We start from the raw sequence: 15,502 nt of genomic DNA, 5'->3' as shown, positions 1-15,502 counted from the left end.
TTGCCGATAAAGAGGCCGGCACCGGACCCGAACGCTACATACATACCCTGCCCCAGGCTGGCCTTATGCGCCGGAAACAGATGACCGATACGGTGCACCGCGACCGAATGAACCATGCCGAAGGTCACGGCGTGCAGCGTTTGCGATAAGAGCACAATCCCGAAACTGTCGGCAAAACGGGATAAAATCAACCAACGAAACACCGTCAGTAGCAAGGCGAAACTCATCAGATGGCGCTCACTAAAATGAGTAAACAAGCGACTGATATAGATAAAGATGGCGATCTCACACACGGCACCAAAACTGATCAAAAACCCAATGCTGGTGGTCGAAAAGCCCTGCAAACGCAAATACAGATCGAAAAAGGTATTGTAGGGCGCCATACCGATCTGCCAAAAGAGAATAACGGCGAGCAAAATCGCGATCTGCGGCCGGTCGATCGGCAGGCTTGAATGGGCCGTCTCGATCTTGGGTCGCGTCGGTACCGCGGTCTTCTTCTGTTCGGGAATTAGGAAGGTCGACAAAAACATCAGCAACGACAAGACACCGCCGGCCATCGGCAGAATCGCGACCGAATAGGTTTCCAATAAAAACCCCAGAGTCCAGACCACGACCACAAAACCGAGTGAACCCCAGAAGCGGATTTGACCATAGCGGCTGCGCTCCTGCCCGAGAATGGCCAGCGTAATGGCTTCCATTTGCGGCAGAACCGCCGAGAGAAATACACCGAACAGGCCAAAGACAGTGAGGTAATACCAAAAGCCCGAACCGGCCAAGGCCAAGAGGTAGAACACGCCCATCCCGACATACCCCAGACGGATATAGAACAGCCGCCGGCCACTTCGATCGGCGAGAACGCTGAACAGAAAGGGTGCGAAAACATTCACTCCATTAACCACCGCAATAATGGTACTGGCTTCCTGTTCGGTGAGGCCATTGACCGTTAAAAAGCGCGCTATATAGGGCACAAAAACGCCAAACAGCGTGAAGTAGAGCAAGTACATAGGCGAGAGTCGCCAGGCTTTCTCGGTAAAGCTTGAGTTTGCTAGGGGCAAGATGTGTTCCTGTGATTGGGATCAGTCGTTAGGTTTGAGAGCGCTTTTTTTTGAGCAAACTATGCTGCAAGCGTCGCTCTTTAAAGAATCGGCTCATCAATTCAGCGCATTGGCCGCCGAGTATACCGCCTTCGACCGCGAAGTTATGGTTTAGATGGCTCAACTCGCCAATTTTCATAGCCGATTGCACCGCACCGGCCTTGGGCTCGGCGGCACCAAAGACCAACCTTTGAATCCGAGCGTGGACCAGCAGACCGGTACACATGGTGCACGGCTCGACCGTGACATAGAGGGTGCAGTCGACCAAGCGATAATTGCCCAGCCGCTGTGCGGCCTGGCGAATGGCGACCATCTCGGCATGCGCGCTCGGATCGAGGTCGGTAATGGACCGGTTATAGCCTTCCCCGACGATTTCCCCAGCCTGGACCACAACGGCGCCGATAGGAATTTCACCGAGGGCGTAGGCACTCGCCGCCAATTCGAGGGCTCGGGCCATAAAGGCCTCGTGCTCCGAGCGCGCGGCGGTCATCGCAGCCTATACCGGCGGACTAATCTCATTCAGGCGCCCTATTGTTGTTTTCTTGTTTCATATCAATCACTTATGTCACCTTCACTGATGTCAACTGAAGAATAGCTGGGCAATGGTTGTGTGCGTCACCCAAAGACAGACTTTACCATCGACGCATGTTGGCCACCAATGTTTAGCACGCTGAGCAACTGCAACTTTCGTTGGCTTACCTGCTAGAGTTGTAAACCCTTTTTACTGGGCTGCAAACGCTGGAAAACCCGATGCCATGGGCGCATTAGCGCCTCCCCGGCCAGCTAGAACGTCACATCGCGATTAGGGTCGATTACAACAATCACCGTTACCACCAGTGTATCAATAACATCATGCCCACCGTTGTCTGAGGTGGCCGGGATGACGTTATTACTAAGGCACCGGGAAAAAATCGAAAAACCGATAATTCGTCAACATCGCTTGCAAGATCAACAACACGCGGCATAATGACCAGGTAAAATAATATTTTTTGTGATAATAGTATCGGCCTGAAAACTCAAACCGTCGAATGTCCCATTTTATAAGCAGACGGTCTTGTGTGACGCATCTACCCTATTTGCTCTTCTGGCTTCTGCCGCCAGAAAGCTAAAACCTCAAAATGAGTTAAAATATGAATCAAAAATTAATAAGTGTCCTTTTTGGATTTATTACAGTGATGCTCATCAACGGCCCAGTCTTCGCCAATGAGGCAGAACAAACCGATGCTTTTCCAGTAACGGTAGACCTCATCATGGATGAGGTATCAGATATATCAATTAGCCGCGGTCAGTTTCGGGCAGTTGCGGAGATGCTGCTGTCATGGACCGGCAACAATGTCGGGCTAGTGGGTGCCCCTGAGTCCCGCACCCTGATGGGTGACGCCATTGACAGCTATCTTGCAGAAAATTTTGACCCGGCTATATTTGTAGCAAATGCAGAGGGCCCACGCGAGGTCATGGCCAGATCACTTACCTTGTTTCCCGATGGTCGGGCAGAGTTATTCGAGAAGTTCGCTGTGAAGTTGACTTTTGAGACAGCAATTCCCTCTTATCCTTTTGGCGATTTAGACTTGCATCTTGAGCTGCAGTCGGCCAATCACCCCCTCCCAGGGTTGGCTTTTGAGCCGCGGCATTTTAAATTTGGGCATGAAGAGATTGCCCATGAGGTTGTGAAGGGTAATTGGTATCTCGAAGGTAACCGCTCGGAGGTTGATAGTGTTAAGAGCTTGAGCCACGGTGGAAAGTCCCATTTCTCGGTTGCGGTATTTCATATCAAGGTTGCCCATGATTTCGTGGATGTGGCGCAAAAGATATTAATCCCTTTGCTATCTATTTTGCTGCTTTCTATGTTCATTAATCGATTTAGCGTGATTTACGAAACAGAGGATGGCGGAGACAATGCTAACTGGCGAATAGGCGGTCAATTGACTCTATTATTAACCTTATTTGCTCTAAATTTCTCGCTAGGAGACGATATTCCGGCGACCCATTATTTGACGATGATTGACGCTCTGTTTGTAGCAGTAGGTATCATGGTCGTCTTTGCATTGGTCTGGGGCATCTACGTCATCCACGTGTTTCAAACAGGTCGCGTCGAACTGGGCACCAAACTTGAGCATAAGAGCAACGCGGTCTTCATGGCGTTAGCATTTGTGTTTATGGTATGGGTCTCGGGTTTTGCACTGCTTAATTAGGCATTGGCAATATTTGCCTCGCTGGTAGATTTAAGCTTGGTCAAATATTGCTGTGTTACCTTGAGCACGGTTTTTTTGTGAAACGAAGGTGTAAGTTAAAAATCGCTTAAAATTAATAACTTACACCTTGATGACTACTCCCACTCAATGGTCGCCGGCGGCTTGCCGGAAATATCGTAGACCACACGAGAAATACCGCTGATCTCATTGATAATACGATTGCTGACCTTACCCAAGAGTTCATAGGGCAGATGGGCCCAGCGGGCGGTCATAAAGTCGATGGTTTCAACCGCACGGATGGCAATGACCCACTCGTAGCGACGGCCGTCACCGACCACACCGACAGACTTAACCGGCAAGAACACCGCGAACGCCTGTGAGGTTTTCTGGTACCAGCCGGCTCGATGCAGCTCTTCCATAAAGATGGCGTCAGCCTCACGCAACAGATCGGCGTATTCGCGCTTCACTTCGCCGAGGATGCGTACACCCAAGCCGGGGCCTGGGAACGGATGGCGATAGACCATGTCGTAGGGCAAGCCTAACTCCAAACCGATTTTGCGCACCTCGTCTTTGAACAGTTCACGCAACGGTTCGACCAGCGCCATCTTCATATTGTCGGGCAAGCCGCCAACATTGTGATGCGACTTAATAACGTGTGCCTTGCCGGTTTTGGACGCTGCTGACTCGATCACATCGGGGTAGATAGTGCCCTGAGCCAGGAAGTCGACCTCTTGAATCAACTTGGCCTGCTCATCGAAGACATGGATAAATTCGCGGCCGATAATCTTACGTTTGGCTTCTGGATCGGCCTCGCCTTTTAAGGCATCGAGGAAACGATCCTGGGCATTGGCGCGAATCACCTTGACGCCCATATTGTCGGCGAAGAGTTTCATCACCTGGTCGCCTTCGTTCTTGCGCAGCAGACCGTTATCGACGAAGACACAGGTCAGCTGGTCGCCGATGGCCTTGTGCAATAAGGCCGCCACTACCGAGGAATCGACGCCGCCGGATAGGCCCAAGAGCACCCGACGGTTGCCCACCTGATTGCGCACCTTCTCGATCTGATCGTCGATAATATGTTCGGCGGTCCATAGCGCGTCGCAACCGGCCAGGGTGCGTACAAAGCGCTCGAGGATATCCAAGCCCTTTAGGGTATGGGTCACTTCGGGGTGAAATTGCACGCCAAAGAAGCGCTTGGCCTCATTGGCCATGCCTGCGATCGGACAACTCGGGGTCGACGCCATGAGCTCAAAACCGTCCGGCAGCTGAGTGACCTTATCGCCGTGACTCATCCAGACATCGATGTAGTCCACGCTCTCTGAGTGACGATCCGATAGACCCTGCAAGAGACTGCCCTGGGCGGCCACCTGCACTTCGGCGTAACCGAATTCTTGGTGCTCGGAATTACTCACCACGCCGCCGAAATGCTCGGCCATGGCTTGCATGCCGTAACAGATCCCTAACACCGGAATGTCCAGATTAAAGACCAGCTCGGGCACGCGCGGGCTATCGATTAGGCCAACCGATTCCGGTCCACCGGACAAAATAATGCCCTTGGGCTGAAACGCACGGATCTCGTCATCGCTGACATCGAAGGCGCGAATTTCACAGAACACACCCAATTCGCGCACGCGACGGGCAATCAGCTGGCTGTATTGAGAGCCAAAATCCAAGATCAAAATCTTGTCGGAGTGGATATTTACAGGGTTCATAGTGTTCGTCAGCCTTGAAAAATTACATCAATGGTGGCTTAACCGGCTCAGTGTGGACCACGCCAAACGGGTCCTTGGGGCGACGCGCCTGAACCCAAGGGCCAGGCGTGCGGTGCGCTTGAGCAGTTGATGCCAGGTTAAAATAGCGATCGTAAAAAATTTGTGCGCATCGAGTAAAAGCCAGGGCCGACGCTCGGCCCTGGTGCCTTAACTGACTCGATAGTTCGGTGCTTCCTTGGTGATCTGCACATCGTGCACATGCGACTCTTTCATGCCCGCGCCGGTAATCTGGACAAATTCCGGCTTGGTGCGCATATCGAGAATAGTCTTACAGCCGGTGTAGCCCATAGCGGCACGCAGACCGCCCATCAGCTGATGGACCACCGAGGTCATCGGACCCTTAACCGCGATACGGCCTTCGACACCCTCCGGCACCAGCTTCTCAACACCGCTCTCGACGGTCTGGAAGTAGCGATCGCTGGAGCCTTGCACCTGCGCCATGGCACCGAGCGAACCCATGCCACGGTAGCTCTTGTAAGAACGGCCCTGGAACAGCTCAACCTCACCGGGCGACTCATCGGTACCGGCAAACATACCACCGGCCATAATGGCGGATGCCCCGGCAACAATCGCTTTGGCGAGGTCACCGGAGAAGCGGATACCGCCGTCGGCAATCAGGGGAATACCATAGGGTTCGAGCGCTTCGGCGACATTGGCCACGGCACTGATCTGCGGCACGCCAACACCGGCGACGATGCGCGTGGTACAGATCGAGCCTGGGCCGATACCGACCTTAACGCCATCGGCGCCGGCCTCAGCCAACGCGATTGCAGCGGCACCGGTGGCAATATTGCCGCCAATCACATCGACCTGCGGAAAGGTCTGCTTGACCCAACGGACGCGATCGATCACGCCCTTGCTGTGGCCGTGGGCGGTGTCGACAATAATCACATCGACCCCGGCATTGACCAGCGCTTCGACCCGATCGGGGGTGTCGGCGCCGGTACCGACTGCCGCGCCTACGCGCAAGCGACCGTATTCGTCTTTACAGGCATTGGGATAGGAGCGAGCCTTGTTGATGTCTTTCACCGTCATCATGCCGGTGAGCTTAAAGTTCTCATCGACCACCAAAACCTTTTCGATGCGATGGATATGCAGCAGGTCACGCACCTTGTCCTGACCCTCACCTTCAAGCACGGTAACCAGCTTATCTTTACCGGTCATGATGGTGGCAATGCCGGCATCAAGATTGCGCTCAAAGCGCACATCGCGGCTGGTGACGATACCGACCAGGTCATCGCCGTCGAGCACCGGAACGCCGGAAATATTGTGTTCCGAGGTCAGGTTGATCAGTTCGCGTACCGAGGCGCTGAGTCCGATGGTAATGGGGTTACGAACCACACCGGCCTCGTATTTTTTCACCAAGCGGACGTGATGGGCCTGTTGTTCGATGGTCATATTCTTATGAATAATGCCGATACCGCCTTCCTGCGCCATCGCAATCGCCAAACGGGCTTCGGTGACTGTATCCATTGCGGCCGAGACCAGGGGGATATTGAGTTCGATATTACGGGACAGGCGAGTTTTTAACGTGACTTCCTTAGGCAGCACCTCGGAATAGCCGGGTACGAGCAAGACATCGTCAAACGTTAGGGCGGTCTGGGCAATGCGCAACATGTTCTGTTTCCCTCTGATGGAGTGGAAAAAAAGATGATTCGACGTTAAATACGGCTTTCACGGCTGAATCGAGTTGGCGCGGCATTATAACTAGATTTGCCAAATAACATAGCTTTATGGCAAAATTCCTTCTTTATATAGAGTGCACCATTGCGGGCCCTCAAAAAGCATCGTCAACCAGGCCAAGCAAAGCGCCCTATGTTATCAAACAAATCTGCTCTGTTATCAAACCAACCCTCGAGCCTCTCCGGCCAACCCAGTGCGACCTTAACGGTTTCCCAACTCAATCGGCAAGTGAAGCAACTGCTGGAAACCCAATACCCGGCGATACCGGTGCGCGGCGAAATTTCGACCCTGAGTCGACCGGCGTCCGGTCATATCTATTTCACGCTCAAAGACGCCAATGCGCAGATCCGCTGCGCGATGTTTCGTAGCCAGTTGGCCAACAATAAATATAGTCCAAAACAGGGCGACGAGGTCTTGGTTTTTGGTCGGCTTAGCCTCTATGAGGGCCGCGGCGATTATCAACTTATTGTTACCTCCATGCAGCCGATCGGCGATGGCGCCCTGCAGACGGCCTTTTTCCAGCTCAAAGAGCGGCTCGCGGCCGAAGGCCTGTTTGACGAAGTACACAAAAAGCCCTTGCCCGCCGATATTCAACGCGTTGGCATCGTCACCTCCGCCACCGGCGCCGCCTTGCACGATATTTTAACCGTCCTAGAGCGCCGCTGTCCGGCCCTGGAGGTCATTCTCTACCCGACCCAAGTTCAGGGCAATGAAGCCGCAGCAACGCTGGTGCAGGCCATCGAGTGCGCCAATGCGCGCGATGAGGTCGATATCTTGATCGTCGGCCGCGGCGGCGGTTCACTCGAAGATCTGTGGTGTTTTAATACTGAGCCGGTCGTGCGCGCCATCTTCCACTCGGTATTGCCGATTATTTCCGCGGTCGGCCATGAGGTGGATGTCTCGATCGCCGACTTTGTCGCCGATATCCGCGCCGCGACGCCATCGCAGGCGGCCGAGTTGGTCAGCCCCGATCAGTACGAGCTGATGCAGCGCTTCGATCAGGGCGAACAACGCCTGCTCTCGGCCATCAGCCGCCTGATACGCAACCAGGGTCAGCTGTTAGTCAGTCTGAGCAAGCGTCTGAAAAATCCAGCGGTAACGGTGCAGGAAGGTTTTGCCACCCTGAGCGGTTTGCAGGTGCGGCTCAATCGCGCCATTGCCCGGCCCCTGCTGCAACACCAACAGCAACTCGACGGCCTGCAAAGGCGTCTGGGCCAAGTTAGCCCTCAGCTCACCATCGAGCGCGATCGGCGCATGTTGATGCAGTCCGAACAGCGCCTACAGCGTGCCTTAGATGGCATGTTGGAGCGCAAAAAGGGCCGTTTTCAACAACTGATCGGCAAACTGAATCTGTTGTCGCCCTTGGCCACTCTGGAGCGGGGCTATTCGATAACCCGGGACAGCCAGGGTACGGTTATCCAACAGAGCCACCAGGTTCAGGTCGGCGGTGAAATTGAAACCCTATTGAAAGACGGCAAGATAATCTCGATCGTGGAGCGGATTCTGTAGGCCGGCCGGGACGCACCGCGTCCTGCTCAGCCTAATAGAGCCTGACCCTGGATCTCAACCACTCGTTGTCGCAGGCGCTGATAGTCGCCGCTTCCCTGATCGTGTTCGGCACACACCCCGAGTAGATCCTCGATAAAATGCGCCAGCGCGCGGCGTTCAATGCGCTTGACCTGCCCCTGCTGCGCTGGGGTCAACATCTGATACAGGCTCGCGGCACCGAAGTCACCGAAGATAATATTGGCCTGCGCATCAAACAGGGTGTTGTGGGCATAGAGGTCGCCGTGGCAGACCTGGTTGGCATGTAGGTGATCGAACACCGCATCCATCTGAGCAATCATCTTATCGATCTGCACGATGGAGAGGCTGAAACCTAGGCTAAAGGTATCGCGCGTGCAGCTGTCGAGGCTGGGCGGCAAGCCCAGATTAGTGAAGTGCGCGGGGATCAAATTCATGATCAGCGCGAGATGGCCCGGCTCATTGACTTGCGCCAAGGACCGCACCAAATTGGGATGATTACCCACTTTTAAACAGGCCTGCAATTCATCATCGGGGTAACCATCGCTGGTAACCTCGCCTTTAAAGACCTTCACCGCTATCGCCTCGGGAAACTCGCTTTGCGGGCTGTTCCAGAGCGCTTGTGAAATTACCCCGGACGCGCCCTGACCCAGCACCTGAGCAAGGCTATAGCGGCTGGAGGCGATCATGGGCACCTGATTGACCCGGTCATCGGATCGACTAAAGGGATTGCCGGCAAAGGCAAACCAGGCCAGCTTGGGCAAACTCAAGAGTTGCTCTGGGCAATGGCTTAATTGGTTGGCTGAGATACGCACCAACTCCAGGTTAACCGATTGGGCCAGGGTCTGCGGTAAATGGGTTAAGCGATTGCCCGCCAAGGCCAGCTTCTGCAGCCGGGGTCGCTGGCCGAGCGAATCGGGCAAGGTCACGATCTGGTTATCCGTTAGGATCAACCAACGCAGTTGCGCCGGCAAGGCATGCTCGGCAACCTGCCGGATCCGATTCGACTTAAAGCCAACCATTTCCAAGTTGACGCACAGGCCGAGCACTTCCGGCAGTGCTTCGAACAGATTATTGGACGCGAAAATTATTTTCAGCTGGGTCAATTGCGCCAGCTCGGCCGGCAGCGTGGTGAGCCGATTATTGGACAGGTCCAAAACCTCTAAGCTACTTGCTAGAGTGAGTATTTCCACGGGAAAGGCGGTGAGATTTTCGGACAGCGTCAGCCGCTTAATGCCGGCGAGTTCGCCTGACTTCAGTTGTGCTAGGGTTTGCAAAATATGACGTCCTGGAGGATAGCGGCAAGTGCCGGGCAGTGTACGCAACACGGGACTGGAATTACAGCCCCGCGCCCTGCCCTAAGCCTTATGAGGCGGCGCGCAAGGCATCACCCGGTGCCATATTGGCCGCTTTCCGGGCGGGGAAGTAGACCGCACCGGCGGCAACTAGTGCGGTCACGACGAGCGGCACCAGTACAGCCAGCCACGACAGTGGGAACTGCAACTGACCGGTCACGGCAAACATTGCCAAGGGCCCACCGCCTGGCAGTGTCAGGGTGCCCAGGACGGCGGCTAAGATAAATGCACAGACGATCCCGACGCTGGCGCCCATCAGTGCCGTTAGCACCGATTCGGCGATAAAGAGGCGAAAAATCCAACTGCGTTGCGCGCCCATGGCCCGCAGGGTACCGATTTCCTGTACCCGTTCCAGTATCACCATGCGATATGCGTTGGTGATACCGACCATAATAATCAGCAACATCACCACAAAGACAGCCAGCGAAATGGCCTCCAGGGCGCCGATTAAAGACAGTACATCGGACATGGCATCGTTGAGATTGGTCACGGTAAAGCGTGTGCCCTGCCACGGCTCGTCTATGTGTTCGATCAGATTGCCCGACATGCCCATCATTCGGCGTTTCATTGGATTCTCTTCGTCGGCCGGCTGCACGCTAGCCTGTTCACCAAAGAAGGCCAGGAGCCGGTCGCGTATGGCATCCATATCGCTAATCTGCGCGAGTACTAGATTCAGTTGCTGATAGGCCTCAGGCGGCAAACCGATCAGTCCGTTGACGTCGCTCAAATTAGCGTAATTGGTGACCTCGTTAAGGCCCTCCGGATCGGCAATCACCGCGGCAATGGTCCACTCCACTAAGTTCTGCTGGCCGGTCACGGTACTGGCGCGAATCAGAATCGACTCACCTGCGGTAACCCCCAGTTCATTGGCCACCTTTTCTGGCACGATCAGCATTTTCGCCTGGGACATCAGACTGACGTCACCGGCGATACGCGCCATATTGTCGAAGACATTGGTCTCGACGCTAAAGTCGACACCGGCCACGGTGCCCTGCACCGCTTGGCCGCCAAAGGATAGGGTCGCCGCGCTGGACGAGCGTTTATTCTGCTGCACGATGCGATCGGCCAAGGGCGCCAGGGCTCGACTTACTAAGGCGCGATCTTCGATCACGGCCAGATTGCGGTTGGAGGCGGTAACGATTTCGCCACTGATGTAGACGTGGCCGCCCAGCGCCTTGGAGAAATTGCTTTCAACACTATTGGCCATGCCCACGGTGAGACTGTTGACCAGGGTGATAATCATCACGCCAAACGCCATCGACAAGGCCAACATCAGACTGCGTTTGCCTTGGCGAGCAACATTACGGTATGCCATGTTAATCATATTAAGTTTCATCTACTGTGCTCCGGGCCTTAGCCTTGCATCGCTTTTAATGGGCTCACTTTAAGGGCAATACCCAATGGGTACAGACAGGCCAATACGGCCCCGAGCGTCATCATCGATACCGCCTGCAGCACTGCGCTGACCGACACCGATGGATAGAGCGCATCACCTCCGAATAAAATTTTGATAATATCGTTTGCCGCCGGCAAACCATTAATGCTGATCAGCCACAGTGCCACCGTCCCCACTAGCACCCCGACCAGAGCCGAGGCCAGCGCGAGGATCAGAGTTTCGGTCAGAATCATTTTGCGGACAAAGGCTTTTTGAGCCCCGATAGCGCGCATCGTGCCAATTTCCTGCAACCGTTCGGTGACCGAGATGACTAGAGTATTCATGATAATAAGGGTGGCGACGAAGGCGACCAGTACCACCAAACCATTGAGGATCAGCTTGATACCGCCGACCAAATTGCCGATAAAACCGGCGGCCTGGGTCCAATCGCCGACCCGCCAATTCAGATCGTTGGCGTCCACCCAAGCCTGCAAGCGCTCTTGGGTGACCGCCACATCGGCCGGATTGTCCAACAACAGCACCGCGAACTGAGCCTGCACCGGGAGCGTAACGTGCGCCGCGACACCGGGACTGGAATGAGCGGCAAGCGCTATCGGCTCAGCCACGACTGACTCATTGCTCAGCTCGGGGGTGATCAGGCTAGAGCCGTTACCAAATAGGTCAGGCTCCGCCGTGCCCATCAGCGTGGCCTCGCCAAACAGACTGTCCTCAGTGACCTGGCCTAAAATCTCGCTTTCCGCTGCGGACAGCTGCACCTCTATGACTTGCTGGTGGTTTAACGACAGCAGCGCTTGTGAGGTTTTCAGGTCTACCAGGCTCATCAGCTCCAACTGCGGCGCGGCGATGGTTTTAAAGGCAAACAGGCCGCTGATCGTGACTTCACGAATCTTGATGCCATTGTCACCCATCACGGTGATCAATAGCGTTTCGCCCACCTTGATAGGACTGCCCTGAGCCTCCGCGAGCGCATCGGCCACGCCAATACTAAGCGCAATCGACGGCGCGTCACCAGACCAGAGCCCGCCCTCAAGCCAGGTCAATGGCTGTGCGAAACTGTGCTGCCAAACGGTTGGGTCGATACCCCAGAACAGCGAACCACCCTGCTCGCCCTGGTTAGTCTCCAATATACCGCGACCGACCGTAGTCGGTGAGACCGACTGGACATTGGCTTGCGCCGCCAATTGGCCAGCAAATTCGTCGAACCGCTCCAGTGCCTGGACCCCGTCCGTGCCGAATGACCCAAAGATACTCAGGTCGCCTTCATCCTCGACCGGCGCATAGATAAAGATGTCACCGCTGTATTGTTCGGTAAAGCTGTGGCGCAAGCCGACCGAAATGGAATCCATAATCGAATTACCCATCACCAACAGGGTCACGCCCAGCGCGATCAGGCCCCCTACGATCAGGGTTTTGCTGCGATGTTCGGTGAGATTGCGCAGTGCGATTTTGGTAATCATGGGCTACTCCGCCTGTGCCATCGGTTCGGCTGCAGCGGCGTGATCACCGGTTGCGCTTTTACCGTTCTGAAAATATTCATCGATGATGGTGCCGTCCTGCAGTTTCACCACATGATCGGCGATTTCAACGACGCGCGGATCGTGCGTCGAAAAGACAAAGGTGGTACCCAACTCCTGATTCATTTGATGCATCAGCGCAATGATCTGCGCCCCGGTTTTAGAATCCAGGTTGGCAGTCGGTTCGTCGGCCAGCACAATGCTCGGTTTGGTCACCAACGCTCGGGCGATGGCCACCCGCTGACGTTGACCGCCAGACAGTTCGTTCGGGCGATTGATGCGCCGATCGGCCAGACCAACCTGTTCAATCAGATGATTAATCCAGTCCTGTTGTTCGGCGGGCGCCCAATTGGCATAGGGATTATGCTTACTGCTGTCGAGCAAGAGTGGGAATTCAATATTTTCACGCACATTGAGCACCGGAATCAGGTTAAAGGACTGAAAGATAAAGCCCAGCTTTTGATGGCGTAAACGGGTTATCTCGACTTCGCTCATGCTGCCGGTAATGATGCCGTTTATCTCCACCTGGCCCGACGTCGGTGCGTCGATGCAACCAATCAAATTCAGAGCGGTCGATTTACCGGATCCAGACGGACCGCTTAGGGCAATGAAATCGCCAGCATGGGCCGCAAAACTGACGTCATTCAAGGCCTTCACCAGGGTGTTACCCAATGCGTACTGTTTGGTCACGCTATCTAACTTAATTACTGCCATCGTTCGTCTCCGTTACCTTTTGTGAATAACGCTATTAAAACCGTATCTGGGAGGCATCGACATTGATGAAAAAAAACGCGCCATAACAATTTGTTATAATCTGTTATCGGATAGCAATGGGCTCAGCGCGGGCGCTTTTCTACACTGAGCCACATCAAAACAGCCCAAACGAGCCGAACCTATGAAACTATTGACGAACTCCCGCAGCCTGCTCACGACAGCCTTGACCAGCAGCCTACTTTTAGCTGGCGTATGGGCCGCTGCCGAGAGCGGCAGCGACACCCTGGCAGCAATCGACCGCAACACCAATTTGCTCGACAACGATGTCTCGATGGTGGCGACGATGATCACCGAGAGCACGGCCGATGGAGTGGACAAAAATGTTGTTCGGATGTTTCGCCGGGATCGTGATGATACCTTTTTAATTCTGTTTCAAGAGCCGGAAAATATTCGCGGCCAAGGCTATCTGCAGATCGATGAAACCCTGTGGTTTTACGACCCGGAGAGTCGAAAATTTACCCATACTTCGATTAAAGATAGTTTTAAGGACTCCGACGCCAATAATTCGGATTTCGGCTCATCAACCTGGGCCATCGATTACCGCGTCACCGGTTCCGTGGCGGCCAAACTGGGCTCCTTTTCGACCCATCTGCTAACCCTGGCCGCAACCAGTGATGAGGTGACCTACCCGAGCATGAAAATTTGGGTCAATGACAGTCCCCTGCTGGTACTCAAAGCTGAAGCCTATAGCTTAAGCGGCCGCCTGATGCGCACCTCCTACTTCCCGTCCTATACCCAGGCCGGTGACGCCTATATGGCAACGAAAATGATTTTTGTCGACGAAGTCGTCAGCGGCGATAAGACCACCCTAACCTTCGATCAGGTCAGCACCATCGATTTGGACGATTCCGTCTTTACCAAAGCCTATGTTGAACGCGTCAACAAATAAGGAGTTTATCGATGCAGCCATTCACAACCTACTCCAGCCGCACTGGTCTGGCCCTTACGATGGTGCTTGCCGTCGGCCAGGTGAACGCCGGCGACGATGTCTTTGGCACGCCAGCCGAACCCGGTGACGACCTGTTTGGCGGTGCGTCATTGGTGACTGACGTCATTGCCAACGAGGTGAATTTGGCCGAAGACATGCTCACTGGGGATGAGGTACTCAACTGGTCCGGGTCGTTCGCCTGGCAAAGCGCTGGGATTTTGATCGACCAGCCGACGGTTGAACATGACCCCCAGGTGCAGTCCGAATTGTCGGGCAATCTGAAACTCGATGCCCGGCCCAATGTCGACTATCGTGTTTTGCTCAACTTAGATTACAGCGCGACGGCCGATGGCAGCAGCAGTTTGTTGCGCGAAGCCTTTGCCGATTTCGACCTCGACAACCAACTCTTTATTCGTGCCGGGCAACAAACCCTGCAGTGGGGCGTGGGCTATTTTTACAGCCCAGCCGACACCCTGAGTCAGGACTCGATCGACGCCAATGACCCCGATCAGGATCGGATCGGCACCATGGCGGCTAAAATCCATAAGCCCAAGGGTACCGCCAACTACTATGCCTATCTGCTTCCCGACGATACCGCCAACAGTTACAGTATCGCCGTTAAGGGTGAATGGTTATTGGGCAGTCAGGAATGGGGCCTAGGTGTTGTTAGGCAGGCCAATAACGAACTCAACCTAGTGGTCACCGGTTCGGTTCCGACCGACCTGGGCGATCTGTTCACCGAATACAATCTCAGCTTGGGCGAAACCAGCCTGGGTTTAAGCGCTGCTGGCTCGCTGTATGACCGCAGCGATGAGCTGTTGCAGCAATTTACCGTGGGCATGCGTGCCAGCCAGGATATTGGGCCGGACAGTTCACTGAGCCTGAGTGGGCAGTACTATTACAATGGACTCGGTTATACTGAGCCGACTTGGTCCACTGCAGCCAACGATTGGCAGAGCCTGACCTTAGGCCGCGAGGTCGCGGAACAGCTCAGCCAACAACTGGCCGCCCTGATGATTCAGCTAGCGGATCCCTACGGTCTGCCCCTAAGCGCCTCGATGCTAGCTTTAAGCAGCCTAACCGATGGTTCAGCGATGCTCAAAAGTACCGTCACGCTGAGCCCGAATGACTTTGTTAGCACGGCTCTGAGTGTCACCACTCTGATGGGCGATCCGGGCGGCGAATATGCCCCCATGGGCGACCTGAGTCGTTACGAGTTGACCCTGACGCTGGGCAGCCAGAGCTTTTAATGGCTCCGGATGAAATGTAT

Annotated in this window: 12 protein-coding genes; 4 read left to right on the top strand and 8 right to left on the bottom strand. The window is 54.7% G+C overall.

Annotated elements, in window-relative coordinates; genetic code table 11:
• A partial coding sequence (locus AC4FIC_RS11065; RefSeq protein WP_476195029.1) for an MFS transporter occupies positions 1-1,055 on the bottom strand: 1,055 nt, incomplete at its 3' end.
• A gap of 28 nt (positions 1,056-1,083) precedes the next feature.
• Entirely contained in the window at positions 1,084-1,584 is a 501-nt protein-coding gene (tadA, locus tag AC4FIC_RS11060; RefSeq protein WP_100256896.1) for a tRNA adenosine(34) deaminase TadA, read from the bottom strand.
• 640 nt (positions 1,585-2,224) lie between these two features.
• On the opposite strand from tadA, the gene AC4FIC_RS11055 reads away from it, so the two are divergent.
• On the top strand, positions 2,225-3,286 hold the full coding sequence (locus AC4FIC_RS11055) for a ligand-gated ion channel (RefSeq protein ID WP_145980250.1): 1,062 nt from the start codon (positions 2,225-2,227) through the stop codon (positions 3,284-3,286).
• Between the two features lie 134 nt (positions 3,287-3,420).
• On the opposite strand, the gene guaA is transcribed toward AC4FIC_RS11055, so the two are convergent.
• Together guaA and guaB are read right to left on the bottom strand one after the other, a co-directional pair.
• Complete coding sequence (gene guaA / locus AC4FIC_RS11050; RefSeq protein ID WP_287420511.1) at positions 3,421-4,998, bottom strand: glutamine-hydrolyzing GMP synthase; 1,578 nt, start codon at positions 4,996-4,998, stop codon at positions 3,421-3,423.
• Between the two features lie 207 nt (positions 4,999-5,205).
• Entirely contained in the window at positions 5,206-6,675 is a 1,470-nt protein-coding gene (gene guaB, locus AC4FIC_RS11045) for an IMP dehydrogenase (RefSeq protein ID WP_100257436.1), read from the bottom strand.
• A 198-nt stretch (positions 6,676-6,873) separates the two neighbouring features.
• On the opposite strand from guaB, the gene xseA reads away from it, so the two are divergent.
• Complete coding sequence (gene xseA, locus AC4FIC_RS11040; protein ID WP_476195028.1) at positions 6,874-8,250, top strand: exodeoxyribonuclease VII large subunit; 1,377 nt, start codon at positions 6,874-6,876, stop codon at positions 8,248-8,250.
• A 26-nt stretch (positions 8,251-8,276) separates the two neighbouring features.
• Here the strand turns inward: xseA and AC4FIC_RS11035 are convergent, their stop codons facing one another.
• From AC4FIC_RS11035 to AC4FIC_RS11020, 4 genes are all read right to left on the bottom strand, one after another.
• On the bottom strand, positions 8,277-9,542 hold the full coding sequence (locus AC4FIC_RS11035; protein ID WP_100257438.1) for a leucine-rich repeat-containing protein kinase family protein: 1,266 nt from the start codon (positions 9,540-9,542) through the stop codon (positions 8,277-8,279).
• Positions 9,543-9,630: 88 nt separating this feature from the next.
• A complete protein-coding gene (locus tag AC4FIC_RS11030) occupies positions 9,631-10,956 on the bottom strand; it encodes an ABC transporter permease (RefSeq protein ID WP_476195026.1) in 1,326 nt (441 codons plus the stop codon).
• Between the two features lie 17 nt (positions 10,957-10,973).
• A complete protein-coding gene (locus tag AC4FIC_RS11025) occupies positions 10,974-12,473 on the bottom strand; it encodes an ABC transporter permease (RefSeq protein ID WP_476194367.1) in 1,500 nt (499 codons plus the stop codon).
• 3 nt (positions 12,474-12,476) lie between these two features.
• Positions 12,477-13,244, bottom strand: coding sequence for an ABC transporter ATP-binding protein (locus AC4FIC_RS11020; RefSeq protein ID WP_474335133.1), 768 nt, complete (start codon positions 13,242-13,244; stop codon positions 12,477-12,479).
• Between the two features lie 181 nt (positions 13,245-13,425).
• On the opposite strand from AC4FIC_RS11020, the gene AC4FIC_RS11015 reads away from it, so the two are divergent.
• Both AC4FIC_RS11015 and AC4FIC_RS11010 read left to right on the top strand, forming a co-directional pair.
• The gene (locus AC4FIC_RS11015) at positions 13,426-14,193 is read left to right on the top strand and encodes an outer membrane lipoprotein-sorting protein (RefSeq protein ID WP_490359403.1); all 768 of its coding nucleotides are present in this window, start codon (positions 13,426-13,428) and stop codon (positions 14,191-14,193) included.
• Between the two features lie 11 nt (positions 14,194-14,204).
• On the top strand, positions 14,205-15,482 hold the full coding sequence (locus AC4FIC_RS11010; protein WP_476195023.1) for a hypothetical protein: 1,278 nt from the start codon (positions 14,205-14,207) through the stop codon (positions 15,480-15,482).
• The last annotated feature ends 20 nt before the right edge of the window (positions 15,483-15,502 follow it).

The sequence above is a fragment of the Reinekea sp. genome, from assembly GCF_982785585.1.
This window is presented reverse-complemented; position numbering and strand designations above follow the sequence as displayed.

Bases quoted from the DNA above. Each gene is read 5' to 3' on its own strand.
- tadA (WP_100256896.1), bottom strand. From the start codon at position 1,584: ATGACCGCCGCGCGCTCGGAGCACGAGGCCTTTATGGCCCGAGCCCTC.
- AC4FIC_RS11055 (WP_145980250.1), top strand. From the start codon at position 2,225: ATGAATCAAAAATTAATAAGTGTCCTTTTTGGATTTATTACAGTGATG.
- guaA (WP_287420511.1), bottom strand. From the start codon at position 4,998: ATGAACCCTGTAAATATCCACTCCGACAAGATTTTGATCTTGGATTTT.
- guaB (WP_100257436.1), bottom strand. From the start codon at position 6,675: ATGTTGCGCATTGCCCAGACCGCCCTAACGTTTGACGATGTCTTGCTC.
- xseA (WP_476195028.1), top strand. From the start codon at position 6,874: ATGTTATCAAACAAATCTGCTCTGTTATCAAACCAACCCTCGAGCCTC.
- AC4FIC_RS11030 (WP_476195026.1), bottom strand. From the start codon at position 10,956: ATGAAACTTAATATGATTAACATGGCATACCGTAATGTTGCTCGCCAA.
- AC4FIC_RS11025 (WP_476194367.1), bottom strand. From the start codon at position 12,473: ATGATTACCAAAATCGCACTGCGCAATCTCACCGAACATCGCAGCAAA.
- AC4FIC_RS11020 (WP_474335133.1), bottom strand. From the start codon at position 13,244: ATGGCAGTAATTAAGTTAGATAGCGTGACCAAACAGTACGCATTGGGT.
- AC4FIC_RS11015 (WP_490359403.1), top strand. From the start codon at position 13,426: ATGAAACTATTGACGAACTCCCGCAGCCTGCTCACGACAGCCTTGACC.
- AC4FIC_RS11010 (WP_476195023.1), top strand. From the start codon at position 14,205: ATGCAGCCATTCACAACCTACTCCAGCCGCACTGGTCTGGCCCTTACG.